This window comes from Vibrio tarriae (assembly GCF_002216685.1).
GTDB lineage: Bacteria > Pseudomonadota > Gammaproteobacteria > Enterobacterales > Vibrionaceae > Vibrio > Vibrio tarriae.
In genome coordinates this window covers 124281-148743 of the sequence record NZ_CP022352.1, presented here as the reverse complement: position 1 = coordinate 148743, position 24463 = coordinate 124281, and the positions used below count along the sequence as shown (strand labels likewise).

General features: G+C 42.0%; 31 protein-coding genes and 5 pseudogenes. 32 read left to right on the top strand and 4 right to left on the bottom strand.

The window, feature by feature from the left end:
* Nucleotides 1-137: 137 nt before the first annotated feature.
* The 5 genes and pseudogenes from CEQ48_RS01205 to CEQ48_RS01180 all read left to right on the top strand — a co-directional run bounded on the left by CEQ48_RS01205 (nucleotide 138) and on the right by CEQ48_RS01180 (nucleotide 2256).
* Nucleotides 138-527: a VOC family protein gene (locus CEQ48_RS01205; RefSeq protein WP_057552792.1), complete on the top strand. Its 390-nt coding sequence runs from the start codon at nucleotides 138-140 to the stop codon at nucleotides 525-527.
* Between the two features lie 154 nt (nucleotides 528-681).
* Nucleotides 682-1068 (top strand): MmcQ/YjbR family DNA-binding protein, encoded by a 387-nt coding sequence (locus CEQ48_RS01200; protein WP_089069923.1) that lies wholly within the window; start codon nucleotides 682-684, stop codon nucleotides 1066-1068.
* A gap of 296 nt (nucleotides 1069-1364) precedes the next feature.
* Nucleotides 1365-1409 (top strand): annotated as a pseudogene (locus tag CEQ48_RS20560) (hypothetical protein); the annotation flags it as partial.
* Nucleotides 1390-1543, top strand: a pseudogene (locus CEQ48_RS01185) (DUF645 family protein). The pseudogenes CEQ48_RS20560 and CEQ48_RS01185, both read left to right, overlap by 20 nt.
* A gap of 197 nt (nucleotides 1544-1740) precedes the next feature.
* Nucleotides 1741-2256, top strand: a complete 516-nt coding sequence (locus tag CEQ48_RS01180; RefSeq protein WP_089069922.1) for a ClbS/DfsB family four-helix bundle protein — start codon at nucleotides 1741-1743, stop codon at nucleotides 2254-2256.
* A gap of 195 nt (nucleotides 2257-2451) precedes the next feature.
* On the opposite strand, the gene CEQ48_RS01170 is transcribed toward CEQ48_RS01180, so the two are convergent.
* Nucleotides 2452-2682: a PAS factor family protein gene (locus CEQ48_RS01170; RefSeq protein ID WP_089069921.1), complete on the bottom strand. Its 231-nt coding sequence runs from the start codon at nucleotides 2680-2682 to the stop codon at nucleotides 2452-2454.
* Between the two features lie 375 nt (nucleotides 2683-3057).
* On the opposite strand from CEQ48_RS01170, the pseudogene CEQ48_RS01165 reads away from it, so the two are divergent.
* The 13 genes and pseudogenes from CEQ48_RS01165 to CEQ48_RS01085 all read left to right on the top strand — a co-directional run bounded on the left by CEQ48_RS01165 (nucleotide 3058) and on the right by CEQ48_RS01085 (nucleotide 11940).
* A pseudogene (locus CEQ48_RS01165) lies at nucleotides 3058-3239 on the top strand (DUF645 family protein).
* A 195-nt stretch (nucleotides 3240-3434) separates the two neighbouring features.
* Nucleotides 3435-3917, top strand: coding sequence for a GNAT family N-acetyltransferase (locus CEQ48_RS01150; RefSeq protein ID WP_089069919.1), 483 nt, complete (start codon nucleotides 3435-3437; stop codon nucleotides 3915-3917).
* 297 nt (nucleotides 3918-4214) lie between these two features.
* The gene (locus CEQ48_RS01140; protein WP_089069917.1) at nucleotides 4215-4394 is read left to right on the top strand and encodes a DUF645 family protein; all 180 of its coding nucleotides are present in this window, start codon (nucleotides 4215-4217) and stop codon (nucleotides 4392-4394) included.
* 194 nt (nucleotides 4395-4588) lie between these two features.
* Complete coding sequence (locus tag CEQ48_RS01135; protein WP_089069916.1) at nucleotides 4589-5104, top strand: ClbS/DfsB family four-helix bundle protein; 516 nt, start codon at nucleotides 4589-4591, stop codon at nucleotides 5102-5104.
* Nucleotides 5105-5826: 722 nt separating this feature from the next.
* Complete coding sequence (locus tag CEQ48_RS01125) at nucleotides 5827-6378, top strand: VRR-NUC domain-containing protein (protein ID WP_088733306.1); 552 nt, start codon at nucleotides 5827-5829, stop codon at nucleotides 6376-6378.
* A gap of 200 nt (nucleotides 6379-6578) precedes the next feature.
* Nucleotides 6579-6821, top strand: a complete 243-nt coding sequence (locus CEQ48_RS01120) for a hypothetical protein (protein WP_000107461.1) — start codon at nucleotides 6579-6581, stop codon at nucleotides 6819-6821.
* 160 nt (nucleotides 6822-6981) lie between these two features.
* Nucleotides 6982-7821: a restriction endonuclease gene (locus tag CEQ48_RS01115; RefSeq protein WP_000715844.1), complete on the top strand. Its 840-nt coding sequence runs from the start codon at nucleotides 6982-6984 to the stop codon at nucleotides 7819-7821.
* Nucleotides 7822-8083: 262 nt separating this feature from the next.
* The gene (locus CEQ48_RS01110; protein WP_089069915.1) at nucleotides 8084-8866 is read left to right on the top strand and encodes a hypothetical protein; all 783 of its coding nucleotides are present in this window, start codon (nucleotides 8084-8086) and stop codon (nucleotides 8864-8866) included.
* A gap of 155 nt (nucleotides 8867-9021) precedes the next feature.
* Nucleotides 9022-9417, top strand: a complete 396-nt coding sequence (locus CEQ48_RS01105; protein ID WP_198301106.1) for a DUF3465 domain-containing protein — start codon at nucleotides 9022-9024, stop codon at nucleotides 9415-9417.
* A gap of 201 nt (nucleotides 9418-9618) precedes the next feature.
* Nucleotides 9619-9927 (top strand): transposase, encoded by a 309-nt coding sequence (locus CEQ48_RS01100; RefSeq protein ID WP_004413754.1) that lies wholly within the window; start codon nucleotides 9619-9621, stop codon nucleotides 9925-9927.
* Entirely contained in the window at nucleotides 9924-10775 is an 852-nt protein-coding gene (locus CEQ48_RS01095) for an IS3 family transposase (RefSeq protein ID WP_089069862.1), read from the top strand. The genes CEQ48_RS01100 and CEQ48_RS01095 overlap by 4 nt, the downstream gene beginning before the upstream one ends.
* 18 nt (nucleotides 10776-10793) lie before the next feature.
* Nucleotides 10794-11255: a ClbS/DfsB family four-helix bundle protein gene (locus tag CEQ48_RS01090; protein ID WP_308507405.1), complete on the top strand. Its 462-nt coding sequence runs from the start codon at nucleotides 10794-10796 to the stop codon at nucleotides 11253-11255.
* Between the two features lie 148 nt (nucleotides 11256-11403).
* Nucleotides 11404-11940, top strand: a complete 537-nt coding sequence (locus tag CEQ48_RS01085) for a nucleotidyltransferase family protein (protein WP_089069912.1) — start codon at nucleotides 11404-11406, stop codon at nucleotides 11938-11940.
* A 116-nt stretch (nucleotides 11941-12056) separates the two neighbouring features.
* On the opposite strand, the gene CEQ48_RS01080 is transcribed toward CEQ48_RS01085, so the two are convergent.
* Both CEQ48_RS01080 and CEQ48_RS01075 read right to left on the bottom strand, forming a co-directional pair.
* Nucleotides 12057-12374, bottom strand: coding sequence for a CcdB family protein (locus CEQ48_RS01080; RefSeq protein ID WP_089069911.1), 318 nt, complete (start codon nucleotides 12372-12374; stop codon nucleotides 12057-12059).
* Nucleotides 12374-12619 carry a type II toxin-antitoxin system CcdA family antitoxin gene (locus tag CEQ48_RS01075; protein WP_043990290.1) on the bottom strand — a complete coding sequence of 82 codons (246 nt, stop codon included), beginning with the start codon at nucleotides 12617-12619 and terminating at the stop codon, nucleotides 12374-12376. The genes CEQ48_RS01080 and CEQ48_RS01075 overlap by 1 nt, the downstream gene beginning before the upstream one ends.
* A 190-nt stretch (nucleotides 12620-12809) precedes the next feature.
* On the opposite strand from CEQ48_RS01075, the gene CEQ48_RS01065 reads away from it, so the two are divergent.
* The 8 genes and pseudogenes from CEQ48_RS01065 to CEQ48_RS01000 all read left to right on the top strand — a co-directional run bounded on the left by CEQ48_RS01065 (nucleotide 12810) and on the right by CEQ48_RS01000 (nucleotide 19534).
* Nucleotides 12810-13298, top strand: a complete 489-nt coding sequence (locus CEQ48_RS01065; protein ID WP_089069910.1) for a GNAT family N-acetyltransferase — start codon at nucleotides 12810-12812, stop codon at nucleotides 13296-13298.
* Between the two features lie 145 nt (nucleotides 13299-13443).
* Nucleotides 13444-14646: a DUF3644 domain-containing protein gene (locus tag CEQ48_RS01055; protein ID WP_198301105.1), complete on the top strand. Its 1203-nt coding sequence runs from the start codon at nucleotides 13444-13446 to the stop codon at nucleotides 14644-14646.
* A gap of 199 nt (nucleotides 14647-14845) precedes the next feature.
* Entirely contained in the window at nucleotides 14846-15115 is a 270-nt protein-coding gene (gene dhiT, locus CEQ48_RS01045) for a type II toxin-antitoxin system toxin DhiT (RefSeq protein WP_001114075.1), read from the top strand.
* Entirely contained in the window at nucleotides 15109-15630 is a 522-nt protein-coding gene (dhiA, locus tag CEQ48_RS01040) for a type II toxin-antitoxin system antitoxin DhiA (RefSeq protein WP_000921691.1), read from the top strand. The genes dhiT and dhiA overlap by 7 nt, the downstream gene beginning before the upstream one ends.
* Nucleotides 15631-16405: 775 nt before the next feature.
* Nucleotides 16406-16550: pseudogene (locus CEQ48_RS01025) on the top strand (DUF645 family protein); the annotation flags it as partial.
* 303 nt (nucleotides 16551-16853) lie between these two features.
* Nucleotides 16854-18035, top strand: a complete 1182-nt coding sequence (locus tag CEQ48_RS01015; protein ID WP_089069906.1) for a ComEA family DNA-binding protein — start codon at nucleotides 16854-16856, stop codon at nucleotides 18033-18035.
* Nucleotides 18036-18189: 154 nt separating this feature from the next.
* On the top strand, nucleotides 18190-18930 hold the full coding sequence (locus CEQ48_RS01010) for an NYN domain-containing protein (protein ID WP_089069905.1): 741 nt from the start codon (nucleotides 18190-18192) through the stop codon (nucleotides 18928-18930).
* Between the two features lie 139 nt (nucleotides 18931-19069).
* Nucleotides 19070-19534 (top strand): GNAT family N-acetyltransferase, encoded by a 465-nt coding sequence (locus tag CEQ48_RS01000; RefSeq protein ID WP_089069904.1) that lies wholly within the window; start codon nucleotides 19070-19072, stop codon nucleotides 19532-19534.
* Between the two features lie 174 nt (nucleotides 19535-19708).
* Here the strand turns inward: CEQ48_RS01000 and CEQ48_RS00990 are convergent, their stop codons facing one another.
* Entirely contained in the window at nucleotides 19709-19945 is a 237-nt protein-coding gene (locus tag CEQ48_RS00990) for an RNA recognition motif domain-containing protein (RefSeq protein ID WP_000772125.1), read from the bottom strand.
* Between the two features lie 271 nt (nucleotides 19946-20216).
* On the opposite strand from CEQ48_RS00990, the gene CEQ48_RS00985 reads away from it, so the two are divergent.
* From CEQ48_RS00985 to CEQ48_RS20515, 6 genes and pseudogenes are all read left to right on the top strand, one after another.
* Nucleotides 20217-21131 carry a TIR domain-containing protein gene (locus CEQ48_RS00985; RefSeq protein WP_089069903.1) on the top strand — a complete coding sequence of 305 codons (915 nt, stop codon included), beginning with the start codon at nucleotides 20217-20219 and terminating at the stop codon, nucleotides 21129-21131.
* A gap of 153 nt (nucleotides 21132-21284) precedes the next feature.
* Nucleotides 21285-21749 (top strand): ASCH domain-containing protein, encoded by a 465-nt coding sequence (locus CEQ48_RS00980; RefSeq protein ID WP_089069902.1) that lies wholly within the window; start codon nucleotides 21285-21287, stop codon nucleotides 21747-21749.
* Between the two features lie 212 nt (nucleotides 21750-21961).
* Entirely contained in the window at nucleotides 21962-22351 is a 390-nt protein-coding gene (locus CEQ48_RS00975) for a VOC family protein (protein ID WP_055032899.1), read from the top strand.
* A gap of 144 nt (nucleotides 22352-22495) precedes the next feature.
* Complete coding sequence (locus tag CEQ48_RS00965) at nucleotides 22496-22984, top strand: GNAT family N-acetyltransferase (protein ID WP_000110029.1); 489 nt, start codon at nucleotides 22496-22498, stop codon at nucleotides 22982-22984.
* 158 nt (nucleotides 22985-23142) lie between these two features.
* Complete coding sequence (locus CEQ48_RS00955) at nucleotides 23143-23943, top strand: PhzF family phenazine biosynthesis protein (RefSeq protein ID WP_089069901.1); 801 nt, start codon at nucleotides 23143-23145, stop codon at nucleotides 23941-23943.
* A 293-nt stretch (nucleotides 23944-24236) separates the two neighbouring features.
* Nucleotides 24237-24407: pseudogene (locus CEQ48_RS20515) on the top strand (DUF645 family protein).
* Nucleotides 24408-24463: the final 56 nt, after the last annotated feature.

Here is a 24463-nt window from a genome sequence, read left to right as displayed (position 1 = left end):
GGTTGTGTTTGAGTTTAGTGGTTGTGCGTTGCCAGCCCCTTAGGCGGGCGTTATAGCTTATCTCACATTTCAACCTAGACATTGCTCAATCGATGCCTCAGAGTAAATTCCAACTTTGCTCAACAAAAGGAACAAGTATGTTTAGTCACATCATGATCGGCTCAAATGATATTGAAAAATCAAAGGTTTTCTATGATGCCATATTGTCGGTGTTAGGTTATCCGGCGGGTGTTATTGATACTAAAGGTCGCTGTCTCTACATAAACCAAGACGGTGTACTTGGTATTACGAAACCAGTGAATGGCGAACCTGCGACGCATGGTAATGGGATGACAATTGGCTTTAAAGTTAGTAGTCCGGAGTTAGTAGAAGCATGGCATGCAGCCGGTTTAGCAAATGGTGGTGTGGCTTGTGAAGATCCTCCGGGTATCAGAGTGAGCGGACAAAGAAAAATGTATTTAGCTTATTTACGAGATCCAGCAGGTAATAAGCTATGTGCAACACATCATATGTCCACGGGCAACTAAAAGCACCGCTATAACAAACGCCTCAAGAGGGACTGTCAACGCGTGGCGTTTCCAGTCCCATTGAGCCACGGTGGTTGCAGTTGTTGTGTTTGAGTTTAGTGTTATGCGTTGCCAGCCCCTTAGGCGGGCGTTATGAGGCTATAGGAAAACAAAGATGAATCACGATGAGTTCAACCAATTTTGTCGTTCCTTTCCTGCTACTACATACGTAGTGCAATGGGGTGGCTCTCATGTTTGGAAAGTGGCTGGAAAAGTGTTTTCTATTGGCAGTATCGGCAAGGATCAGCAACCCGTTTTTACATTCAAAACATCGGATTTGAACTTTGAGTATCTGAGTGAGCACGATGGTTATATTCCCGCTCCTTACTTCGCCAACAGAGGGATGAAGTGGATCCAACAAACGGAGACTTCAGGTGTATTAGATGAAGAGTTGATGTATTACTTGTCTGAGTCCTACCGTCTTGTTGCGCTCGGGCTTAGTAAAAGGTTACAGAAAGAATTGGGAATTTCGCCAAGAGCAGACGGTGAATCCGCCTCATAACAAACGCCTCAAGAGGGACTGTTAACGCGTGGCGTTTCCAGTCCCATTGAGCCGCGGTGGTTACGGCTGTTGTGTTTGAGTTTAGTGGTATGCGTTGCCAGCCCCTTAGGCGGGCGTTAGCTTCTTAAAGGCTAAAATCATCAAAATCCCAACCTCTTGTTCTGAAAAATCAACTTTTAGTGTTCAAATTGCACAATTTGGTATTTGAATTTTGCTAGATGCTGATTTGGTAGAAAGTGTTGGAAGTTCCGCAGTTTCAAAGTCGCTGAAAGCCAACAAGTCTCGATGCTTCAAAGTTGTTGGATGTTCAACTCGGTCAACTTGGTTTCACAAAAAGCAGCATCGTCGCTGAAATCGCGCTTTCTTTGTCGGAAATTCGGTAAGTGGCCAACTTAAGCTTGATCGCTGCGAGTTTTGGCAGCTCACTTCACAGCTTTTGGCGTTAGACGTGTGTTTGAGTGATGCTTTTGCGTAAAATGCATTTCAAGCAAATGTGTTTAAAAAATCATTGGTAAACAATGGGCTACGAAGCTAACAAACGCCTCAAGAGGGACTGTCAACGCGTAGCGTTTCCAGTCCCATTGAGCCGCGGTGGTTTCGGTTGTTGTGTTTGAGTTTAGTTGTTGTGCGTTGTCAGCCCCTTAGGCGGGCGTTATGTGAATGGATAAAATAATGTCTTCAGTTCCTGAATCAAAAGATGAGTTGCTCACAGCTATAAATTCTATATTCCCGAAACTTATGGACGACTATCGGAGTGTTCCAGCATCAATGGCACGTAAGTGTGAAATTGAAGGTAACGTAAAAGGAACACAAATTAGCGTTTGTGACACTGTCGCTTATCTTATTGGTTGGGGAAACTTGGTCTTGAAATGGCACAGTTTGAAGTCACAAGGTTTGCCAGTCGATTTTCCTGACACGGGTTATAAATGGAATCAGCTTGGATTGTTGGCGGTCAGTTTTCACGATCAGTACCGTGATTGGCAATACGAGGACTTACTTCAGGAGTTAGACTCAACAATAAAGAAGCTTATCTTGTTAGTCGCAAGTTTAAGCAATGAAGAGTTGTATGAAACGACGTGGTATGAAAAATGGACATTTGGTCGAATGATCCAGTTCAACACGTCATCACCAATGAAAAATATGCGAGCCAAAGTTAGGCGATTTAACAAAAACAACAAGCTTCGGTAGGCAATTCACATAACAAACGCCTCAAGAGGGACTGTCAACGCGCGGCGTTTCCAGTCCCAATGAGCCGCGGTGGTTGCCGTTGTTGTGTTTGAGTTTAGTGGCATGCGTTGTCAGCCCCTTAGGCGGGCGTTATGTGATTGAGCATAAACAAAAACAGCCCTTCTGATGTGGGCTGTATTATAGATGGTGAACATACTAGTGTTCAGGCATTTCTATTATTCTAATCGCGCTATCTATTGCTTTAGTGAAGTCTCTGCTGTTTTCGAGTTTTCCAGAGCTTGCTGGTCCTAGAGCGCAAGAATACAAAGCGAGTTGTTTCTCGAAAGACAAATCCAGTTGTTCATACAGAAGTTGCCGAGTTTCAGCATGTTGTTCTGGTTCTTGGTTTGCAAGGTTGATTAAAGTTTCAGAAATAAGCGATTTCATATAACTTTTCCTTATTATGGTGTTGGGTGCTTATTGATTATATCGATAAGTTAGATGCAAGTCGTGAGCAACAATCACATAACAAACGCCTCAAGCGGGACTGTCAACGCGCGGCGTTTCCAGTCCCATTGAGCCGCGGTGGTTACGGTTGTTGTGATTGAGTATAGTGGTATGCGTTGCCAGCCCCTTAGGCGGGCGTTAGTTTCTATCTAGAAAAAATCATCAAAAGTTCAGATTCATGCCCTGAATAATCAGCTTTAAACGTTCAAGTCGCACTATTTGGCTTTTGAGTTTTTCCTGATGCTGATTTGGTAGAAAGTGTTGAAATTTCAGCTAGTTCAAAGTCGCTGAGAACCAACAAACTTCGAAGCTTCAATGTTGTCGGATATTCAACACGGCAAATTTGGTTTCACAAAGGCTGCATCATCGCTGTGATCTGGTTTTCTTTGTCGTGGACTCTTAAACGTGGCCAACTTAACCTTGACCGTTTTGAGTTTTGGCAGCTAACTTCACAGCTTTTGGTGTTGGACGTGTGTTTGCTCGATGCATTTGCGTAAAATGGTCTTCAAACAAATGTGTTAAAAAAGTCATTGTTAAACAATGGGCTACGAAACTAACAAACGCCTCAAGAGGGACTGTCAACGCGTGGCGTTTCCAGTCCCAATGAGCCGCGGTGGTTATGGTTGTTGTGTTTGAGTTTAGTGTAATGCGTTGCCAGCCCCTTAGGCGGGCGTTAGGCACAGGGTGGAAAATTGGAACTACAACAGTTAAATCAGCGCCATCTTAAATGCTTGCTCGACCATATTTGCCTTGACTCAGAATTGACGTTTTGTGAAGGGGCTGTGCCACCAAAGCATGTTCTGATCCGTTCTTATGAGCAGCTCCAAAACTCAAAAGCTGAAATTTGGTCATTACCCTACATGATGTCAGTGGGCAATAATGTCGTTGGTTTCTGTGGCTTCAAAGATGAACCTCAAGATGGTGAAGTTGAAATTGGATACAATGTTTCGCCTCATAAACAAGGTCGAGGATTTGCAAAATTGGCAGTTAATCAACTTTGTCAGTTAGCGTTTAATGTGGATTCAATTGAAAGTGTTGTGGCTTTGATTTCATCGGCGAACCTCGCTTCGTTGAATGTCGTACGTGCTAACAACTTTGTTTTCATGGGTTTTGTGGTTGATAGCGACAATGAAAAATTGGAAAAGTGGGTGCTAAAGCGGGCATCCTGTGCCTAACAAACGCCTCAAGAGGGACTGTCAACGCGTGGCGTTTCCAGTCCCATTGAGCCGCGGTGGTTGCAGTTGTTGTGTTTGAGTTTGGTTGTTATGCGTTGTCAGCCCCTTAGGCGGGCGTTAGTTTCTCTCAGGAAAGATCATCAAAAATTTACGCCCAAGGTTCTGAAAATTCAGCTTTTGGCGTTCAAACTGCACAACTGCACTTTTAAGTTTGGCTTGATGCTGATTTGGTAGAAAGCGTTGAAAGTTCAGTAGTTTTAAAGTCGCTGAAAGCCCAAAAACCTCGATGCTCCAACGTTGTTAGATGTTCCACTCGGAAAGTTTGGTTTCACAAAAGGCAGCTTCATCGCTGTGATCTTGCTTTCTTTGTCGCGGACTCTTAACCGTGGTCAACTTAACCTTTATTGTTTTGAGTTTTGGCTGTTAACTTCACAGCTTTTGGCGTTGGACGTGTGCTTGTTCGATGCATTTGCGTAAAATGACTTTCAAGCAAATGTGTTAAAAGTCATTGCTAAACAATAAGCTACGAAACTAACAAACGCCTCAAGAAGGACTGTCAACGCGTGGCGTTTCCAGTCCCAATGAGCCGCGGTGGTTGCAGTTGTTGTGTTTGAGTTTAGTGTTATGCGTTGCCAGCCCCTTAGGCGGGCGTTATGTGAATGGAGAAAATAATGTCTTCAGTTCCTGAATCAAAAGATGAGTTGCTCACAGCGATAAAGTCTATATTCCCGAAACTTATGGACGACTATCGGAGTGTTCCAGCATCAATGGCACGTCAGTGTGAAATTGAGGGTAACGTAAAAGGAACACAAATTAGCGTTTGTGACACTGTCGCTTATCTTGTTGGTTGGGGAAACTTGGTTTTGAAATGGCACAGTTTGAAGTCTCAAGGTTTGCCAGTCGATTTTCCTGATACAGGTTATAAATGGAATCAGCTTGGATTGTTGGCAGTCAGTTTTCACGATCAGTACAGTGATTGGAAATACGAGGACTTACTCAAGGAGTTAGACTCAACAATAAACGAGCTTACCTTGTTAGTTGCAAGTTTAAGCAATGAAGAATTGTATGAAACGACGTGGTATGAAAAATGGACATTTGGTCGAATGATCCAGTTCAACACGTCATCACCAATGAAAAATATGCGAGCCAAAGTTAGGCGATTTAACAAAAACAACAAGCTTCGATAGGCAATTCACATAACAAACGCCTCAAGAGGGACTGTCAACGCGTGGCGTTTCCAGTCCCATTTAGCCGCAGTGGTTGCAGTTGTTGTGTTTGAGTTTGGTTGTTATGCGTTGCCAGCCCCTTAGGCGGGCGTTATAACTCTATGGAGAGAGTAGTAATATGAGAAGTTTAATAGTTATTTCGATGAGTGCCTTCGCTTTAATAGGGTGTGCGTCGAAAGGTGAAGTTGCAAAAGCAGAGTTTGAATCAGTCTTAAAGGATTCTGGGTATTTTCATTGTCCGTATGAGGACATGAGAGTTCAAGATGGAGAATATGTTAAATATACGCGTATACCGCTTTAATATTTGATAAACCAACTCACGAGTTAGCGGTGCTTCGTTTATCCGAGCCATCGACTAAAGGTTACTTTGAAAAGTCGAACATAACAGATTCGTTCATAAGCGGTTACTCTGTGAGAGGTGATAAAAGCAAAGGCTTCAGGGTTAACTATTACAGAAATACTTCAAACATGAATCTGGATTACGTCTTTCGAATGTCAGGGACTGGAGAAGCTGAAGGCTGCGAGTTCATCGAAAAATAGCGTTATAACAATCAATTCAAGCAGATTCGCAACGCTTGGCGATTTTGGTTTGAATGAGCTTTAGTGTTTACGGCGCAATGCTTTAGTTAGGTGGCAGCGTTGCTCACTACTTAATTGGGCGTTAGTTGCTTCAAGGAAAATCGATGAATTTTGAAATAACGGAAACAATTTTTTCTTATCCACAATCTCTGTTGGATGATTGGAAAAATGGTTATAAGGACTGGATTCCCGAGTCATTGTTTGTTCCTCAAGATGTTCACAATCAACCAAATTATCATTTTGGTGAATACTATGTTCTTAAAAAGTATTTAGAGCTAGGTTGGCAAGGGACTGCTTTTTATGCGTTAGGTGATTGGGAGCTAAACAACGATAAATATGTGCAAGGTCGAGCCGCTGTAGCTCAGTTTGTTCATCCTATTCGGCTAGCCATATTCAAAGCGCTCAGACAAGGCTTAACATCGGGAGAGCCTGATTTATTTCTTTACAAAGACGATGGTTCAGTTCTTTTTGTGGAAGTAAAAAAGGAGTCAGATCGTCTTTCAAAATCACAACTTGTATGCCTTTCACAAATTAAGTCGATTTTGGGGTGTGATGTTGCCGTTGTTTATCTATCTGAAGAGGGGCAAGTATATAAGCCCAAAACTTATGTGCTTGATGTTATAGAATTTCCTATTTCATGGATAGAACGCAACTAACAAACGCCTCAAGAGGGACTGTCAACGCGCGGCGTTTCCAGTCCCATTGAGCCGCGGTGGTTTCGGTTGTTGTGTTTGGGTTTGGTTGTTATGCGTTGTCAGCCCCTTAGGCGGGCGTTAGCTCTCTTTCAAAGTTCATCGTGGAGTCAAAAGTCCAAGCTGGATTTGAAGTTCTTTTTAGCGATATTTCAGGAGATAGTATGAGCACAAGGTTTTGTGAAAAGTGTGGGAAGAACACTGAACATAAAGAGGTGATGAAGCAAAAGCCATCGAAGTACGGTAAGTCCAAAAGAGAGCAGTTCAAAGCATTTCTAGATGGATTTTTTAGTAGTTCGGCAGCCTCTTTACCTGGTGGCGTTTCGTTAGAATTAACAGATAGATATGTGGTTTGTGCTATCTGTGGCAGCGCAACTTTAGAAAATCATGGTGAACAATTTCAATAACCTATTCGCCAAGCAGAGAGCTAACAAACGCCTCAAGAGGGACTGTCAACGCGTGGCGTTTCCAGTCCCAATGAGCCGCGGTGGTTACGGTTGTTGTGTTTGAGTTTAGTGTTATGCGTTGCCTGCCCCTTAGGCGGGCGTTATATGCTCAGAGGTTATAATGAAAAAAGGCACGGATTTTGAGCTTTTAGTTAAAGCTATTTATGAGGAGATACTCTCCTTAGATGAGATAGAAAATACTGTTATTGAGCATGATCTAAAGATTTTAGGAAAGTCCGGTGTTTCGCACCAAATAGATGTTTACTGGGAGTTTGTGCACGCTGGAATAAAACATCGTGTGGCAGTTGAATGTAAAGACTATAAAGCTAAAGTTTCTATTGGCAAGATTCGTGATTTCAATGATGCTCTCAATGATATAGGTAATGTTAAAGGAATTTTTGTTACTAGCAGTACTTATCAATCAGGTGCAATTGACTACGCCAAGCATTGTGGTATCTCACTAATGTGTGTAAGTGAACCTTCTGAAGATGATTTGAAATCAATTGATGGTGTTAGAAAATTGGTTGTTAACAGTAATGCTCTCTGTATTTCAAATGTCCGTATGCAACCTTACTTAGATGCTGTGTGGGTGCTTGAAAATACAAACCTTACCGCGGAAAGTTCTTTCACGATCGATGGTATGACTGACGAAATTAAGGTTTTAGACAAAGATTATAATTTGTTAGGCACTATCCTAGATTTTGAGAATAAATTGCCTAGAAAGCCTGAAAATACAATGGGTTTAAGCCATGAATTCAAGTTCGATGATGCTTATCTGTATGCGCCAAATACTACTTATCCGCCATTGAAGCTAAAAAGGCTAACATTTGACTATGACACCATTACTCACACAGCAAGAAGCGAGACACACTTTGAGCACATTGCACAAGCTATCATTCGGGATGTGGTGAACGGCAATTGTCATTTCTATAAACAAGGCATTGAAATAACTGAGTATTAGTCAAATGCAGCACGCATATAACAAACGCCTCAAGAGGGACTGTCAACGCGCGGCGTTTCCAGTCCCATTGAGCCGCGGTGGTTTCGGCTGTTGTGTTTGAGTTTTGTGTTATACGTTGCCAGCCCCTTAGGCGGGCGTTATATTTCTATTTATTTCGTGTGCTTAGATTGAAATGTAATTGTCCATTTGTTTTAATTTTGGTGAATATGTCTTAAGTTCGACTTATTTGTTGTTAAAAATATACATAAATTAGAATTGCTCAATGAAAATAATACAGATAATTAAAGTAAATTACTGGTTGCTAAATTGTAATATGGCAAAAATGTTGAATCTGAGTGCTAAGGCATTGCATTCAATAATCAGTGCAATTGTTTCAAACTATTTTTTTAACATAGTTTTCTTTCCGCTACTTGGTTATTCAATGTTGATAAACTACATGGCTGTTAATGACTTCTTTAGTTATGAAATCGTTTCGGAAAGCCTTTTTGCAGTCAATATATTCATAATGACGATGGTTGCAGGGTTGATGTTAACTATGTTTGCAGTTTTCGGTTCCGCTATTTTTGCATTTTCAAATTTTGCTAGTGGGGGAAAAATACTTGCTCCATTTTCCACATATCGGCCTTTATTTTTGATAAATTTAATATTTGGTTTTATGGTCGGTTATCCAATAATTTTTACAGAAGATAAAACTTTCCCTCTATTTGTACTAGCAATTAGTGCTTATTTAGCACTGCACTACACTTTGTTTTTATTTGGAACACCAAGAACAAAGGTATTTTCTTTGGGGGCACTGCTATTGCTTTCAATCGGTGGAACGTTTTTTCAGCAAGAGCTTTCATCTAGGGTTTTCGAAAATGGCTTGAGGGCTTTCGGTGTAGGCGGAAGTATTCCAATGAAGCTGTACGATGATGTTACGCCAGAAGGGGTAAAGATAGTAGTCTTGCTTATAACTCCTAAAGCTGTTTATTTTAAGCAGGATAATGCAACAGGTTTGATTCCAATAGAAAAGGTTAAGAAGCTAGTTCAAGTCACCGAAATATAACAAACGCCTCAAGAGGGACTGTCAACGCGTGGCGTTTCCAGTCCCAATGAGCCGCGGTGGTTGCAGCTGTTGTGTTTAGGTTTGGTTGTTATGCGTTTCCAGCCCCTTAGGCGGGCGTTAGGTGAATAGTCAGTGGATTGAACAAGGACAGTTTTATGAAATGGTTTTTAGCTTTTTGGCTCGTTCTCACAAGCTGTTTTTCGGTTAGCTTGTATGCCAATGACGCCGTTTTACAACAAGCTTATCAATCGCAGCAAAGTGATTTACAGGTTCAAGGATTTGGACAGGTAGCGAAAGTGCTGCCTGATGACAATGATGGTTCAAGACATCAAAAATTCATCTTAAAGCTCAATAGCGGACAAACATTGCTGGTTGCGCATAACATCGACTTAGCACCAAGAGTTCCGAACTTGAAAGTTGGCGATAGTGTTGAGTTTTATGGTGAATACGAATGGAACAAAATGGGTGGGGTTCTTCACTGGACTCATAAAGATCCTCAAAATCGTCATGCCCATGGTTGGTTGAAACACAATGGGCAGGTGTACGAGTAAATTCACCTAACAAACGCCTCAAGAGGGACTGTCAACGCGCGGCGTTTCTAGTCCCAATGAGCCGCGGTGGTTGCAGTTGTTGTGTTTGAGTTTTGTGGTAATGCGTTGTCAGCCCCTTAGGCGGGCGTTATGTGACCGAGTACCCCACGTTTAGTAGACACTTTACTAAGTTAGATCTAGGGTCTAATTGAGAGGTGATTTATGGCTAAACATCGTAATCCAGCGTACACCGAAGAGTTTCGCAAAGAAGCAGTTCGGCTGGCCAGCCTTCCCGGCCGAACTGCCGTCTCTGTTGCTAAAGAGCTGGGTATCAGTGCCCAGCAGATCCGGAACTGGAAGCGCCAGTTCACACGCCTATCTGATAAACAGTTTAACACCTTAGATGGTGTCGATTATTCGAAGAAAGAGTCCGAAGAGCTTCGAGCGCTAAGGCGCGAGAACAAGCGGCTCAAAGATGAAATGGAATTCCTAAAAAAGGTCTCGGCGTACTTCGCGAAGCAGCAAGAGTGAAGTACGAGTTCATTGAAAGCTACACCGGCGAGTACTCGATTAGCTTAATGTGCCGCACCTTAGAAGTGAGTCGAGGCGGTTACTATAAATGGTGTCATCATACGCCGAGTGAGCGTTCAAAGCGGCGAGAGCGCTTTGAACAGCTAGTGATGTGTACCTTTGCCCAATATCGGGCGCGTTACGGTTCAGTGCGCATAGCCGAAGAGCTAAACGAAGCAGGCTATGCCTGCTGCGTGAACTATGTGGCTGATATCATGAAGGAAAAAGGTATCATGGCACGTAATGGTAAAGGGTTTAAATACAGCAAGGATGTAGCGGCTATGACGAATGTTGCCGACAATTTACTGCGAAGAGACTTTGAATCAGAGACACCCAATCAGAAGTGGGTCACGGACATTACGTATATCTGGGTGAAGAGTCGTTGGCTCTTCTTGGCGACAGTGATGGACTTGCATTCAAGACGCATTGTGGGTTGGTCGCTAGAAACAACGATGACAGTCGAGCTCATCACCAATGCTCTAAAAATGGCGTTCGAGTCACGTAAGCCGCCTAAGGGAGTCATTATTCACTCGGACCGAGGTGTACAATACAGGGCCTATAAATATCAAGACTTCATGCGCAAGCATGGAGGTGTACCGAGCATGAGTCGACAGGGCAACTGTTGGGATAATGCGGTGATGGAGTCGTTCTACAGTCGACTGAAAGTCGAACTGATATACGCAGAAGACTATCAAACTGTTGAAGAAGCTCGGATGGGCATCTTCGAATACATCGAGGTATTTTACAATCGCAGAAGAAGACACTCAGCGTTGGGGTATGTCAGCCCAGTTGAGTACGAAAGTAGGTAGTTATGTGCTGTCTACTTTTTGTGGGGTACACCAGACGACTATCGGAGCGTTCCAGCATCAATGGCACGTCAGTGTGAAATTGAGGGTAACGTAAAAGGAACACAAATTAGCGTTTGTGACACAGTCGCTTATCTTGTTGGTTGGGGAAACTTGGTTTTGAAATGGCACAGTTTGAAGTCTCAAGGTTTGCCAGTCGATTTTCCTGACACGGGTTATAAATGGAATCAGCTTGGATTGTTGGCAGTCAGTTTTCACGATCAGTACCGTGATTGGCAATACGAGGACTTACTTCAGGAGTTAGACTCAACAATAAACAAGCTTATCTTGTTAGTCACAAGTTTAAGCAATGAAGAATTGTATGAAACGACGTGGTATGAACAATGGACATTTGGTCGAATGATCCAGTTCAACACGTCATCACCAATGAAGAATATGCGAGCCAAAGTTAGGCGCTTTAACAAAAACAACAGGCTTCGGTAGGTAATTCACATAACAAACGCCTCAAGAGGGACTGTCAACGCGTGGCGTTTCCAGTCCCATTGAGCCGCAGTGGTGATGGTTGTTGTGTTTAAGTTTTGTGGTAATGCGTTGCCAGCCCCTTAGGCGGGCGTTATGGCGCAAGGTGAAAATGAAAGCCATCGTTGATTTAATTAGAAAAGATCTCATTCGACTTGAAGCACTAGAATGTGTTTATCAGCTTGAATTGCCTCAATGCTACATAGCCGCAGGTTTTGTGCGAAATCTTGTCTGGGACTCTTTACATCACAACGTAAAGCTGACGCCATTAAACGACATTGATGTCATTTTCTTCGATGCCGATTGTTTAGATTCAGATTATGAAAAATCACTTGAGCTCAAGTTGTCGGAGCAAATGCCCCAGCTCAATTGGCAAGTGAAAAATCAAGCTAAGATGCACTTACAAAATGGCGACAATGCTTACCAAAGCATATTGGATGCCATGAGCTATTGGCCTGAAAAAGAAACGGCGGTAGCGGTGAGAAAAGTCGAGCATGATCGTTACGAATGCATATCAGCCTTTGGTTTCGAGAGTTTATTTCAAGGTTTCATCACACATAATCCTAAACGAGAATATGGAATCTTCGAAAATCGATTAAAGTCAAAGGGTTGGTTGGCTGTGTGGCCTAACTTGAGAATTGCGCCATAACAAACGCCTCAAGAGGGACTGTCAACGCATGGCGTTTCCAGTCCCATTGAGCCGCGGTGGTTGCAGTTGGTGTCTTTAAGTTTAGTGTTATGCGTTGTCAGCCCCTTAGGCGGGCGTTATATGCCAGTAATCAAAAAGTCGATAGCAGCGATAATCTCATCTCTGAAAGTGCTTAAGTCTGCGACGGGCTCAACTAAGATTTTGGTTGGTACACTTGCGATCTGTTGAGTAAGAATGACAAAGTCACCTTGTTCAATGTGGATCGTTGGGCACAAATGGCTTGGTGCTTTCTTTTCTAGTAAATCAAGTGGTGTAAGTGGTATCACCAATCGAGTATTTAGCGTATTGAGCAGCTCACTTTGTACGTCAACAAAATAGGGATAAGCGGTAGTCGTACTTTTGTCGAGATTTTCGTAAAGGGTAAATTGAGACATCAGAATACTCGGTATGAATCAGAAAAAAGGCCATGTGTCTCAGTAAGCTCGTTACAAGCTTCAATGGCTTCGGCATTTTGTTCTAGCCATTCAGCTTTCAATCTAGAGGAAACTTCTTTTTCTAAGGCTTTTTCCATCGTAGCGGATAGATTGATATTAAGGCGTTTAGCTTCAGCAAGTAACTCACTGTTTAAGCTAAGATTGGTCGCCTTTTTGGGGGCTTGTGTACTAAACGTGGTTCTCATGAAGTTACTCCGTGCGTATTTTAAATGCGCATTGATTATAGTGGTAAAAATGGCATATAACAAACGCCTCAAGAGGGACTGTCAACGCGTGGCGTTTCCAGTCCCAATGAGTCGCGGTGGTTATGGTTGTTGTGGTTGAGTTTGGTGTTATGCGTTGCCAGCCCCTTAGGCGGGCGTTATAGGGATGTAAATGTCTGTAGAAATCAAAAGAGTTGATAAATACCATTGCCTTGATTTACTTGGGATCTTCATTGAACTTGAGCAGTACTATTTCGGTGATAAGGCTGCATCAGAGCAGGACTTAGCCAACTATCTTAGTCATCAAGTATTTTCTGAGCACTCAGGCGTAAAAGTGATCGCAGCCTTTGATCACGATAAGGTTTTGGGTTTCGCAACTTACACAATAATGTTTCCGGCCCCAAAATTATCAGGCCAGATGTATATGAAAGACCTGTTTGTATCTTCCTCTGCTCGTGGTAAAGGTGTTGGACTTCAATTGATGAAACACTTGGCTTCTATCGCGATTACTCATAACTGTCAGCGCTTAGATTGGACAGCAGAGAGTACGAATCCGACAGCAGGAAAGTTTTACAAATCAATCGGAGCCAGTTTGATTAGAGAAAAAGAGTATTACCGCTTTGAAGGTAATGATTTGAATAAGCTGGCAAAATCCCTATAACAAACGCCTCAAGAGGGACTGTCAACGCGTGGCGTTTCCAGTCCCATTGAGCCGCGGTGGTTATGGTTGTTGTGTTTAAGTTTAGTGGTTATGCGTTGCCAGCCCCTTAGGCGGGCGTTAACAAGCATCAGGAGAGTTCAAGTATATGGTTAGACAAGACAAGAGAATCTTGCTATTGGAGTTCTTCCGTGAACAAGAAAATAAATCAGCAAGTTTTACTTTTCAGCAAGCTGCTGATGCGACGGGATATAATCCAAAAAGTGTTGGGAAATATATTAGTGAAAAATTAAATGGTACTTATATCTTCAAGTCGGATAAAGGTGGTTGGGTTTCAGAAGGATTGTCCCAAGTATCAAATGATGATTTTATTCGTTTGATGTCGCAAAGTACTTCAGCTCGCAAGCTCACGCCCAACGAAAAAATTTATCAGAAACTCATTAAACGCAGTCTTGATGCATTCATTTTAGCTCTTGAAGTTTACAACCGACCAAGTTTGAGCAACCGTGTAGAAGCATTTACTATTATGATGGTAAATGCTTGGGAACTATTTTTGAAAGCAGAAATATTAGATGCTTTAGGTTCAGAAAAAGTATTTTATAAAAATGGTAGAAGTATCTCCATTAGCGACGCTTTACCTCTAAGATTACAAAATAATGATCCGGTAAGGTTGAATATTGAAACATTAATTCAACTACGAGATCAGGCTACGCATTTACTTATACCCGAATTGCAACCACAGTTGTCGAGGCTTTTTCAAGCAAACGTACTTAATTACCAAGAGCGGTATCGTAATCAAATGGGTAACTCCCCACTAGCAGGACAAAGTGTTGGTATGTTAAGCCTTGTTCTTGATGGGCCAGAGCCAGAGATCGGCGTAATCAAAGAGTGTTACGGTGACATTACAGCTTCAGAAGTGGCTAGTTTCCTTAAGCAGTTTGAGACTAATGCTAAGGAAATTAATTCTGACAAATACTCAATATCAATCGAATATAAACTAGCGCTAACAAAGAATCCTAGTAATGCAGACCTTACACTTAGCGTTGGTTACAATGGCCAGCAAGCAGTTATTATCACTCAAGCGAAAGATTTAAACACGACACATCCTCATACGACTAATGAGGCAATTAATAAAGTTAATTCTATCTTGGGTAGTAAAAAAATAAATCGACACTCCTTTCAAGCTATTTGCTATAAACACAAAATTAAACAGGATAATAATTCTACACATCACAACTTCACTGATATTCATCGTTATTCAGAAGCCTTTGTGACTTGGGTAGTAAAAAATATAACAGAACAAAAGGGTTGGTTAGAATCAGCCCTAGAATGTTATAAAAACCGAAAGTAATGCTTGTTAACAAACGCTTCAAGAGGGACAGCCAACGCGCGGCATTTTTGCTATGCGTTGGTTTTTGTGGTTACGATGTTATGCGGAAAGTGAGTCGTAGCGTTGGCTGCCCCTTAAGCGGGCGTTATATGCTTATAGGGTTTGTCTCCTAAAGGATACGCTGCTATAGTCTCTTTAGAGCGATGAACTAGAGGTGGCTATGCCAGAGATTGATGCCCTATTAGGCCTTTCATTTTGCTTGTACTTCTTTGATAACAAGCAGCATAAATTGCCTCATATTCACGTTAAGTACGGTAGTTACGAGCTAATTATTGCTATTGAAACAGGTGAGTGTTTAGAGGGTTACTTACCCAATAAGCAACGAAAACGTGCTGAAAACCATATTCTTGAACATCGAGAGCAATTGATGGTGATGTGGAATAAAGCGGTGAATGGTGAAAATCCAGGTAAGTTAGGTGATTTATGTTGAAAGTCATAGATGTTGATTTTGTCTCAGACCATACATTAGAACTGACGTTCAATGATGGTTACCAAGGCTATGCCGACTTGTCGGTATACTTTAAAAAAGCACCGTTTTCAGAAATTAAGGACTTTAAACGCTTTTCCTTGACTCGTGATGGCTCATTAAATTGGGATGGTAATGAGTTAACGGCCGCGACACTCCGTGACATAACCAAGGGCTCACAAAAGTCGGTGGAGTTAAGTTTTAATGTTCAAGAAATGGAAGCCGTCATCAAACAGGCCTCATGGGAATCGATGATGGAGGGGCGTCCCGACATCTTGCAAGCGGCTATTCGTTCTTACGTAGAGCAGTTTGGTCATGGTCAAGTTATTGCAAAGGCGGGTATAAAAAGTCGTACGAGTGCTTATCGCTCCTTGAAGCCAGAAACAACGCCAAACTTTGGCACACTAGTTCAGTTAGGGCACGCCGTCATCGAACTAGCGAAAGATAGAACAGTGGCAAACAAGGAACCGCGCATATAACAAACGCCTCAAGAGGGACTGTCAACGCGCGGCGTTTCCAGTCCCATTGAGCCGCGGTGGTTGCAGTTGTTGTGTTTAAGTTTAGTGGTAATGCGTTGTCAGCCCCTTAGGCGGGCGTTAGCTATTTAAGTGAATTTCAGGCAGAGGATGTCTGATGTGTGAATAAATGAACAAGAATGATCATAAATGAATAAATATCTGCATAGATTACTCAGTGCAATTATTGCGTTTGTAATGTTTGGTTTGACAATCTATTTCTTTCGAAAAGATATGTCATTAATTCAGATGCTCCCGTTAGTTGTTATTTTTACAGCAATACCAATTCGCCTATTTTTAATGATTCCGATTAAATGCGACCAAAATGGATGCGAAGGAGTCGCGCATTTAGAAGCTCAGAAAGGTGTGGATAACAAACTCCTGAAGCTCATTCTATTAACTGGTCATAGGTGCAGTGAGTGCAATAACCTCATCAAGTTTCCGAGAAAAAATAGCTAACAAACGCCTCAAGAGTGACTGTCAACGCGTGGCGTTTCCAGTCCCAATGAGCCGCGGGGGTTACGGCTGTTGTGTTTGAGTTTAGTGTCATGCGTTGCCAGCCCCTTAGGCGGGCGTTAGTTTCTCCCAGGAAAAATCATCAAAAATTCACGCACAAGGCTCTGAAAATTCAGTTTTTATCGTTCAAGCGTTTGGGTTTTTCCTTATGGTGATTTGGTAGAAAGCGTTGAAAGTTCAGCGGTTGCAAAATCGCTGATAATCAACAAGCTTTGATGCTTCAATGTTGTCGGACGTTCAACTTGATCAGTTTGGTTTCATAAAAAGCTGAATCATCGCTGTTATCTGGCTTTCTTTGTCGCGGACTCTTAACGTTTTGGCAGCCATCGTCACAGCTTTTGGCGTTGGACGTGTGTTTGAGTGATGCTTTGCGTAAAATGACTTTCAAGCAAATGAGTTTAAAAAGTCATTGTTAAACAATAGGCTATGAAACTAACAAACGCCTCAAGAGGGACTGTCAACGCGTGGCGTTTCCAGTCCCAATGAGTCGCGGTGGTTGCAGTTGGTGTGTTTAAGTTTAGTGTTATGCGTTGCCAGCCCCTTAGGCGGGCGTTATGCGTCCATCAAGATTGAACTTCCAGCATACTAAATTGTGCCCTTGTCAAAGTATCCACAGATAAAGTATGACATATTATTCAATTGCTTAACTTTCAATAAAATACGGAGCTTTTGTGGACAAAAGAAAAACTGAATCGTTAGCGCTTATAGAGCAAAGTCTTCATGAGCTAGAGTCACAAAAGGGCTCTTTATTAGCAGCAATACAAAAACTACAGCGAGCTGCTAGTCTAATTTCAAATGAAGATGTTGTTATTTGGTGCAAAATCCAACTAGGTGATCAGGTTTATACAAAAGATTTAGCCGACTTCATTGAGTTACTTGTTGAGCGCAGTCAATCTCCATCTAAAGAACTGGATTCTAAGGTTTTAAGCTTTCATCAAAGGTTAGCTGAATTAGGTATGAAGAGTAATTTTCATTACTCCAATGAAGAATTAAATGTAAAAAGAGATGAGAGTGGTGGTGGCTATTCCAGCATAGGCTTTGTTCAAGAAATGTATGCTGATTTAGTTAAAACTAAGTCAGGAAACGATGGTACCTACTACAAAACTAACCTTCAGGAACATATCGCATACGTTACGAGGAAGGCCCATGCTATAGCTTCTGAACTTCATGAAGAAATTAAGTTTTCAGGAACAATATCAAATGCATTTGAACTGTTGAAGTTTGAAATTGATGATCAGCTTCTAGATTTGAGTCCTGAACTAGCAGAACAACTAATGTTGGCATTTAAGAGTGTATCTTCAAAGAACCCAGAAGAATGGTCTCAAGCTTTGACGACTTGCAGGCGATTATTAGAAGGTCTTGCAGATGAATTGTTTCCAGTATCAGATGTTAGTGTTAATGGACGCACCTTTAAGCAGGGGCAATATGTCAATCGTTTATGGGCATTTATGGATAAATCCATTGAGTCCAACAGTAATAAAGAACTTGCAAAATCACATGTAGACTTTGTGGGTTCGTGGCTAGAAAAAGTTAATAAATTGGCCAATAAAGGAGTTCATGCTGAGTTAGAGCAAATAGAGGCTGTAAAAGCTGTATTTCATACTTATATGGTAGTCGGTGATTTGCTTGGATACTTAACTTCCGAAGCATCAAAAGTTCCACAAAAAACAAATATCAATGATGCAACTATTGATGAACTTGAGGCCTTATTAGGTATTAGTCGTAATGTTGCTAAAGAAATATTCAAGTATAGAGTCAAGGAAGGCGTCTTAACCGAAAACTCACTTTTAGCTATTCCCGGTGTCGGTAAAAAAACTGTGGCAAAAGCTAAGGAAGAGTTTGAAGTTGAGTAGGGACGCATAACAAACTGTTTAAGAGTGATTCGCAACGCGTGGCATTTTTCATTCTATCGTTGGGTTTTGTGTCTACGATGGTATGGTTGAGTTTCGTGGTGGCGTTGCTCACACCTTAACAGGGCGTTAAGTTTTTAATTAGAGATAGTCGAATATGAAAGATCTGGATGATCATAAAAAGATTGCAGTGTTGATCGATGCGGATAACACTCAGTACTCAAAGTTACATTTAATACTTGATGAAATATCAGCTCATGGTCATATGGTCATCAAACGTGCATACGGTGACTGGTCGAGTGAGTATTTGAAAAACTGGAAAGGTATTCTCAATGAACTTGCAATCCAACCAATCCAGCAGTTTGCATATACTCAAGGCAAAAATGCAACAGATGCCTACTTAATTATAGATGCTATGGATTTGCTGTATTCTGGCAAATTCGACGCGTTTGTCATTGTCTCTAGTGATAGTGATTTTACTAAGCTAGCATCTCGTTTACGCGAGTCAGAAATTTTTGTTTTTGGTGTTGGAAAAAATACCACCCCGGTTGCATTTCGAAATGCATGCGATGACTTTATCTTTACCGAAAACCTGGGTTCAGAAGATGCAAACACTCCTCAAACTGACAAGGTTGAAAAGGGTAATCAAAGCAAAGTTCAACAATTAGTACCTGTACTTCGTAAAGCTTGGGAAAGATTTCAAGATGACACGGGTTGGGCTAATGTATCGCCTGTTGGTGGTTTCGTGAAGCGAGCCAAGCCAGATTTTGATCCTCGTAGTTATGGAGTGTCAAAGTTACCAGAGGTTATTGCACTGCTTAAGGAAGATTTTGAAATGACAAAGTACAAGGGCAAAGGGACCGTTAATATTATCGCGTATCGTCCTAAAAAAACTTAACAAACGCTTCAAGAGGGACAGCCAACGCGTGGCATTTTTACTATGCGTTGGTTTTTGTGATCACGGTATTATGCTGAAAGTTAGTAGTAGCGTTGGCTGCCCCTTAAGCGGGCGTTAGCTGTATTGTGGAGTAAGCACGATGATTACAATTAGAAATTACAGCGTAGAAGATGCCAAAGCTCTATGGAATATTCACTTTTATACAATTCGGAATATTAATATTCGTGACTATTCTCAAGTTCAAGTCGAAGCTTGGGCTCCAGAATGTCTAGAACCGTCAGTCTGGGAAAAACGGATGAAAGGGTTATCTCCGTTTGTTGCTGAAATAGACGGTGTCATTGTTGGCTACACAGATTTGCAAGCTAGTGGGCTTATAGACCATTTCTTTTGTCACCATGAATATCAAGGGAAAGGTGTAGGTAAAGCTTTAATGAATCATGTTTTTAAGGTTGGCAATTCGCGCGGTATAAAACGTTATTTTTCTGAAGTCAGTATCACTGCTCGCCCATTTTACGAACACTTCGGTTTTAAAGTAGTTCAAGCCCAAGAAATGGAAGTCCGTGGTCAAAAACTAAGAAACTTTGTAATGGAAAAATACAGCTAACAAGCGCCTCAAGAGGGACTGTCAACGCGCGGCGTTTCCAGTCCCAATGAGCCGCGGTGGTTGCAGTTGTTGTGTTTGACTTTAGTGGTAATGCGTTGCCAGCCCCTTAGGCGGGCGTTATGCAGTTTTTGGGCAATAAAAAACCAGCATTTTCAGCTGGCTTTAGAATTTGCGTTATTGAGCTGCTTTGACTCGAATCTTACTTTTGGCAACGTTTGCCATATTCAGGGCTGCAATTGCAGTTTTTGCTTCTGAAGCATCTGGCATTTCGACGAAAGCAAAGCCTTTCGATAGACCGGTTTCTTGGTCTAAAACGAGAGTGCATTCGGTCACAGAGCCGTGTTCAGAAAACAGTTTACGAATGTCGTGCTCAGTTGTGGTACGAGCAAGGTTGCGAACTAAGAGTTTCATAGTTGTCCGTTGGTGTAGAAATACCGGTGAGGATTGTCTCAATAAAGGCAGTGGCTACCAAGCGATAGTTTAGTTTTACCGTAAAATAGCAGCATTTGTGGCAACCAACTGCATAACAAACGCCTCAAGAGGGACTGTCAACGCGTAGCGTTTCCAGTCCCATTGAGCCGCGGTGGTTGCAGTTGTTGTGTTTGGGTTTTGTGGTATGCGTTGCCAGCCCCTTAGGCGGGCGTTAGATTTTATTTGAGCCTATATAAGCGGAGATTTTATATTGTTTAACTTAATTATTTCCTCTGATCCTGAAACTTGGGATCTCACTCCTTATCAATGCGATCGTAGTAGAGCGATTGTTGAATATACGGCTGATGAGATCAGTGAGCGATACAAGTTCTTTGATAAGAATGCAATTGAAGAATTAAAAAGTTTTCCCACTTTATTTGTTACAGAGAATGAGTCGGTTGAGTCTAGGATTGGCTATATTACGGAAATTAGGGTGAGAAATAATTCTGTCGTAATCAATTATGAATTTGACCCAATTTTACCTAGCCTTCCTATTGGCGCAATTGAAGCTATGCGCGTTGATATTGACCTCGGGCGCTTTGAATTGTCTCGTACACACTGGGCTGTTAAAGATGAGCCAATATTTGAAATTCTCATGAGGCACGGATATCTCAATCAAGCTCAAGTCAACGCAGCTATACAGCGAAGAATGCCACCGCCACCGGTCTTGAAACCTGAAAGTCACGATGAAAAAGGGTTTAACACTTCACAAGTTTTCATTGTTCATGGACATGATGACATCGCAAAACTAGATGTCGCAAGTTTCATTACTAGTTTAGGTTTGCAACCAATAATTTTACATATGCAAGCTAGTTCTGGAATGACAATCATTGAAAAAATCGAGCATTATTCAAATGTTGGCTTCGGTATTGTACTTTATACTCCTTGCGATACAGGAGCTAAAGTTGGGGCATTAAGTGGTCGATATCGCGCACGCCAAAATGTTGTTTTCGAACATGGATACCTTATTGGTAAGTTAGGTCGTCCACGTGTCTGTGCAGTTGTAAAAGGAGATATAGAAACACCAAATGATATCAGTGGTGTAGTTTATGTTGGTATGGATGCAAGTCTTGGATGGCAAGATCAACTGAAGTTAGAAATGCGAAATGTAGGCTACAACGTATAGAAATCTAACAAACGCCTCAAGAGGGACTGTCAACGCGTGGCGTTTCCAGTCCCATTGAGCCGCGGTGGTTTCGGTTGTTGTGTTTGAGTTTGGTTGTTATGCGTTGCCAGCCCCTTAGGCGGGCGTTATGTTTTTAATCAGGTTTAGTGAATCATGGAAGAAAGAAGTCAGTTATTTTTGGAACAATACCTTAGCTCTTTACCTAGAGAAGTATCTGAAAAATATACCTCTTTCAGCACAGACTATTTTTGTGCAGATGAATACAACGCAAATGTATGTGCCGATTTAATCCTACGAGGCGAAAAACGAGCATCATGCAGTCTGGAATATTGGTACAGTCAAAAAGGCGAACTTATGCCTCAAGTTGGTCATCTTCAAGTGGTGACTAACTGGGATGGTAAGCCGATTTGTATTATCGAAATTACCTCAGTCTCTAAGTGCCAATACAATCAGGTCACTGAAGATTTTGCGGCGTCAGAAGGTGAGGGTGACAAGTCATTGGCATGGTGGCAGAAAGCTCATCGAAATTTTTTCTCACGAGAATGTCATGAGCTTGGAATAGAGTTTCAAGAAGATATGCTCTTGGTTTTAGAGCACTTTAAGGTCGTGTACCACTAAAAACATAACAAACGCCTCAAGAGGGACTGTCAACGCGTGGCGTTTCCAGTCCTAATGAGCCGCGGTGGTTATGGTTGTTGTGTTTGAGCTTAGTGTTAATGCGTTGCCAGCCCCTTAGGCGGGCGTTATAGCTTATCTCACATTTCAACCTAGACATTGCTCAATCGATGCCTCAGAGTAAATTCCGACTTTGCTCAACAAAAGGAACAAGTATGTTTAGTCACATCATGATCGGCTCAAATGACATTGAAAAGTCAAAGGTTTTCTATGATGCAATATTGTCAGTGTTAGGTTATCCGGCGGGTGTTATTGACGCTAAAGGCCGCTGTCTCTACATAAACCAAGACGGTGTACTTGGTATTACGAAACCAGTGAATGGTGAACCTGCGACGCATGGTAATGGGATGACAATTGGTTTTAAAGTTAGTAGTCCAGAGTTAGTAGAAGCATGGCATGCAGCCGGTTTAGGAAATGGTGGTGTTGCTTGTGAAGATCCTCCGGGTATCAGAACGAGTGGACAAAGAAAAATGTATTTAGCTTATTTACGAGATCCAGCAGGCAATAAGCTATGTGCAACACATCATATGTCCACGGGTAACTAAAAGCACCGCTATAACAAACGCCTCAAAGGGACTGCCAACGCGTGGCGTTTTCAGTCCCATTGAGCCGCGGTGGTTACCGTTGTTGTGTTTGAGTTTAGTGGTAATGCGTTGTCAGCCCCTTAGGCGGGCGTTATAGGGATGTAAATGTCTGTAGAAATCAAAAGAGTTGATAAACACCATTGCCTTGATTTAGTTGGGATCTTCATTGAACTTGAGCAGTACTATTTCGGTGATAAGGCTGCATCAGAGCAGGACTTAGCCAACTATCTTAGTCATCAAGTATTTTCTGAGCACTCAGGCGTAAAAGTGATCGCAGCCTTTGAACACGATAAGATTTTAGGTTTTGCAACTTACACAATAATGTTTCCGGCACCAAAATTATCAGGCCAGATGTATATGAAAGACCTGTTTGTATCTTCCTCTGCTCGTGGTAAAGGTATCGGACTTCAATTGATGAAACACTTGGCTGCTATCGCTATTACTCATAACTGTCAGCGCCTAGATTGGACAGCAGAGAGTACGAATCCGACAGCAGGAAAGTTTTACAAATCAATCGGAGCCAGTTTGATTAGAGAAAAAGAGTATTACCGATTTGAAGGTAATGATTTGAATAAGCTGGCAAAATCCCTATAACAAACGCCTCAAAGGGACTGCCAACGCGTGGCGTTTTCAGTCCCAATGAGCCGTAGTGGTTATGGTTGTTGTGTTTGAGTTTAGTGGTAGTGCGTTGTCAGCCCCTTAGGCGGGCGTTATGCGATTTTTCTGACATCATAAGAAATTAAGGATATCGAGTGGAAGTCAGTATTTTTCAGGTAGATTCGTTTACATCAGAAGTGTTTAAGGGCAATCCTGCTGGGGTATGCATTACAGAAACTAGCCTTGATGAAGCGACAATGCGAGCAATTGCTGCTGAAATGGCAGTGTCTGAAACGGCGTTTTTATCGCTGAGCACGATGCAACTGCGTTGGTTTACACCAGAAATTGAAGTGAGCCTATGTGGCCACGGTACTTTAGCTGTAGCTCATGTTTTAAAAGAGCAGGGGATTTATAAAACGGGTGATGTTCTTGAGTTTAAAACTCTATCGGGCATTTTGACTGCCCATTTAGACGAAAATAGCATCCACTTGGTTTTCCCAACTCCAATGCTTGATATGAAAGTGTCCCCAAACATAGATATGCTCAATTTCTTAGGGTTGGCACAATCAAACTTAATCGCTTACGGTCAGTTTGATAACAAGCAGATCATCGTCATTGATAATGAGTCCTTACTCAACGGTCTTTCCCCGGATTTCAGCGGACTATCAAAATTGAAGGGTCGCGGTGTTTTAGTTACGGCTAAGTCAGACTCTGGTGTAGATTTTGTATCGCGCTATTTTGCGCCGTGGGTTGGAGTCAATGAGGATCCCGTGACAGGCTCTGCACATTGTGCTTTGTGTGCTTACTGGTCGAAAAGGCTTGGTAAGTTTCAGCTCAAAGGTTATCAGGCCTCAAAGAGAGGTGGTTTTGTGGATGTGGAACTACTCAATCCAAACCAAGTGAAGCTATCTGGTCAAGCAGTAACGATCTTGTCTGGTCGAATGAAAATCGCATAACAAACGCCTCAAGAGGGACTGTCAACGCGTGGCGTTTCCAGTCCCAATGAGCCGTGGCGGTTACGGTTGTTTTGTTTGAGTTTAGTGGTATGCGTTGCCAGCCCCTTAGGCGGGCGTTAGTTTCTCTCAGGAAAAATCATCAAAAATTCACGCACAAGGTTCTGATAATTCAGCCTTTATCGTTCAAAGTGCACAATTTGGCTTTTGGGTTTTTCCTGATGCTGATTTGGTAGAACGCGTTGAACGTTCAGCGGTTTCAAAATCGCTGATAACCAACAAGTTTTGATGCTTCAATGTTGTCGGACGTTCAACTTGATCAGTTTTGTTTCATAAAAAGCTGCATCATCGCTGTGATCTGGCTTTCTTTGTAGCGGACTCTTAAGCGGCCTGAACGGTTTAAGTTTTGGCAGCCAACTTCACAGCTTTTGGCGTTGGACGTGTGCTTGCGTGATGCTTTTGCGTAAAATTACTTTCAAGTAAATGTGTTAAAAAATCATTGCTAAACAATAGGCTACGAAAC

Bases quoted from the DNA above. Each gene is read 5' to 3' on its own strand.
- CEQ48_RS01205 (WP_057552792.1), top strand. From the start codon at position 138: ATGTTTAGTCACATCATGATCGGCTCAAATGATATTGAAAAATCAAAG.
- CEQ48_RS01200 (WP_089069923.1), top strand. From the start codon at position 682: ATGAATCACGATGAGTTCAACCAATTTTGTCGTTCCTTTCCTGCTACT.
- CEQ48_RS01180 (WP_089069922.1), top strand. From the start codon at position 1,741: ATGTCTTCAGTTCCTGAATCAAAAGATGAGTTGCTCACAGCTATAAAT.
- CEQ48_RS01170 (WP_089069921.1), bottom strand. From the start codon at position 2,682: ATGAAATCGCTTATTTCTGAAACTTTAATCAACCTTGCAAACCAAGAA.
- CEQ48_RS01135 (WP_089069916.1), top strand. From the start codon at position 4,589: ATGTCTTCAGTTCCTGAATCAAAAGATGAGTTGCTCACAGCGATAAAG.
- CEQ48_RS01125 (WP_088733306.1), top strand. From the start codon at position 5,827: ATGAATTTTGAAATAACGGAAACAATTTTTTCTTATCCACAATCTCTG.
- CEQ48_RS01120 (WP_000107461.1), top strand. From the start codon at position 6,579: ATGAGCACAAGGTTTTGTGAAAAGTGTGGGAAGAACACTGAACATAAA.
- CEQ48_RS01115 (WP_000715844.1), top strand. From the start codon at position 6,982: ATGAAAAAAGGCACGGATTTTGAGCTTTTAGTTAAAGCTATTTATGAG.
- CEQ48_RS01110 (WP_089069915.1), top strand. From the start codon at position 8,084: ATGAAAATAATACAGATAATTAAAGTAAATTACTGGTTGCTAAATTGT.
- CEQ48_RS01105 (WP_198301106.1), top strand. From the start codon at position 9,022: ATGAAATGGTTTTTAGCTTTTTGGCTCGTTCTCACAAGCTGTTTTTCG.
- CEQ48_RS01100 (WP_004413754.1), top strand. From the start codon at position 9,619: ATGGCTAAACATCGTAATCCAGCGTACACCGAAGAGTTTCGCAAAGAA.
- CEQ48_RS01085 (WP_089069912.1), top strand. From the start codon at position 11,404: ATGAAAGCCATCGTTGATTTAATTAGAAAAGATCTCATTCGACTTGAA.
- CEQ48_RS01080 (WP_089069911.1), bottom strand. From the start codon at position 12,374: ATGTCTCAATTTACCCTTTACGAAAATCTCGACAAAAGTACGACTACC.
- CEQ48_RS01075 (WP_043990290.1), bottom strand. From the start codon at position 12,619: ATGAGAACCACGTTTAGTACACAAGCCCCCAAAAAGGCGACCAATCTT.
- CEQ48_RS01065 (WP_089069910.1), top strand. From the start codon at position 12,810: ATGTCTGTAGAAATCAAAAGAGTTGATAAATACCATTGCCTTGATTTA.
- CEQ48_RS01055 (WP_198301105.1), top strand. From the start codon at position 13,444: ATGGTTAGACAAGACAAGAGAATCTTGCTATTGGAGTTCTTCCGTGAA.
- dhiT (WP_001114075.1), top strand. From the start codon at position 14,846: ATGCCAGAGATTGATGCCCTATTAGGCCTTTCATTTTGCTTGTACTTC.
- dhiA (WP_000921691.1), top strand. From the start codon at position 15,109: ATGTTGAAAGTCATAGATGTTGATTTTGTCTCAGACCATACATTAGAA.
- CEQ48_RS01010 (WP_089069905.1), top strand. From the start codon at position 18,190: ATGAAAGATCTGGATGATCATAAAAAGATTGCAGTGTTGATCGATGCG.
- CEQ48_RS01000 (WP_089069904.1), top strand. From the start codon at position 19,070: ATGATTACAATTAGAAATTACAGCGTAGAAGATGCCAAAGCTCTATGG.
- CEQ48_RS00990 (WP_000772125.1), bottom strand. From the start codon at position 19,945: ATGAAACTCTTAGTTCGCAACCTTGCTCGTACCACAACTGAGCACGAC.
- CEQ48_RS00980 (WP_089069902.1), top strand. From the start codon at position 21,285: ATGGAAGAAAGAAGTCAGTTATTTTTGGAACAATACCTTAGCTCTTTA.
- CEQ48_RS00975 (WP_055032899.1), top strand. From the start codon at position 21,962: ATGTTTAGTCACATCATGATCGGCTCAAATGACATTGAAAAGTCAAAG.
- CEQ48_RS00965 (WP_000110029.1), top strand. From the start codon at position 22,496: ATGTCTGTAGAAATCAAAAGAGTTGATAAACACCATTGCCTTGATTTA.